This window comes from Gordonibacter sp. (assembly GCF_036667095.1).
GTDB lineage: Bacteria > Actinomycetota > Coriobacteriia > Coriobacteriales > Eggerthellaceae > Gordonibacter.
The window spans coordinates 1-1,400 of record NZ_JAVWUP010000311.1 but is presented as its reverse complement, the minus strand read 5'-3'; the positions used below and the strand labels follow the sequence as shown (position 1 = coordinate 1,400).

General features: G+C 62.4%; 1 protein-coding gene and 1 pseudogene. Both read right to left on the bottom strand.

The features are described 5' to 3' along the window. A partial coding sequence (locus tag RR842_RS14080) for a 2Fe-2S iron-sulfur cluster-binding protein (protein WP_332730204.1) occupies nt 1–599 on the bottom strand: 599 nt, incomplete at its 3' end. Between the two features lie 33 nt (nt 600–632). Next, a pseudogene (locus RR842_RS14075) lies at nt 633–1,400 on the bottom strand (FAD-binding protein); the annotation flags it as partial.

Sequence of the window (1,400 nt, the reverse complement as noted above, 5' to 3'; positions counted from 1 at the left end):
GTGAAGCAGTTCGCCCCGCCGGAGTTCAGCACGACGGCCTCGACGACGCGGTCGCCCTGATCGTAGGGATCATAGAATCGGTTGGCGATGGCAATCATGCCCGTGGGCCCCAAGTAGGACTTCAAGCCCTTCATCTCCACCACCGGGCATGCAGCCGTACACACGCCGCAGCGGGCGCAGTACTCGAGCGGCTCCAGCTTCTTGGGCAGGGCAGCGTCTACCGGAGCCTTCACCTCGTCAAGCGTCAAATCGAACGCACGCTGACGGGCAAGGATGCGGCTCACCTTGTCGGTAACCTTCGTCTTGTCCACAATCAGGTCGCGTACCACCGGGAAGTTCTTGAGCGGCGTAACCTCGTTCTTTCCCGACGCCTCTACCAGTGTCACGCAGGCAAGGCAAGGCGTGCCGTTCAGCGTCATGGCACAGCGCCCGCACACGCGCCCACGGCAACTGTAGTCGAAGGCGATGGGGTCCAGCGTGTCGTTGATCTTCACCAACGCCTCGAGCAGCGTCATGTGCTCGGTATGGTCGATCTCGTATTCCTCGAAGTGGGGCTCGGCGTCTGTTGACGGATTGTACTTCTGTACTTTGATCTTCATGATGCCTCCTGTATCACGCGAGCGCGCGGGCGGTTAGTCGAGTTCGACGACGGGAACGGTTTCTAGCTTCATCTGGCCGTCCACGTTCTTAGCGATGATGTTACACGTCCAGTTGGCCGGGTCTTCCTGGGGGAATTCGGGGCGATAACTGTGCCCGCGACTCTCCTCGCGCATGAGCGCCGCCCTGGAGCTTGCCTCGGCAATGTCCAGCAGGTTGTACGCCTCGACGGCCGCCTTCCAGTCGGTGTTGTAGGTGAGCGTCGCATCGCCCAACGTCATCTTGGGCATCTCGTCTTTGCGGATGCGTTCGAGCTCGGCCACAGCCTGCTCCACAGCCACCTTCTCGCGCGTGGGCTGACAGGCTTGGTAGCAGGCACGCTGGATCATGCGCGTCAGCTCCTGCGGGCGCTTGCCGCCGGCCTGGCGAGTGCGCATCTCGTGCAGGCGGTTGATCTCCTCTTCCACCGCATCGAACGCGAACGCCTTCGGCTTGTCCTTGCCGGCGCCCTCGGCGTACTCGATGGCCTTCATCATGGCGTAGGAGCCATCGCGGTAGGCCACATTCACCGAGGAGCCGCCCTGCGCGCCATACACGCCGCCGCCGCGCGAGCAGAACAGGCCCGGCATACCCTCGACCATAAGGGTTTCATCCACGCGTGGGTTGCTGCCGTGCTCATAGGCCTCAAGGGCGCATTCGAGCTTGGTCGATGCCACGTCAATGCCGAACACATCCTTCCACAACTCTACGTTGCGGCGGTAGACCTCGCCCATGGCCGCGAACGCCTCGGGATTGGAGAAGTC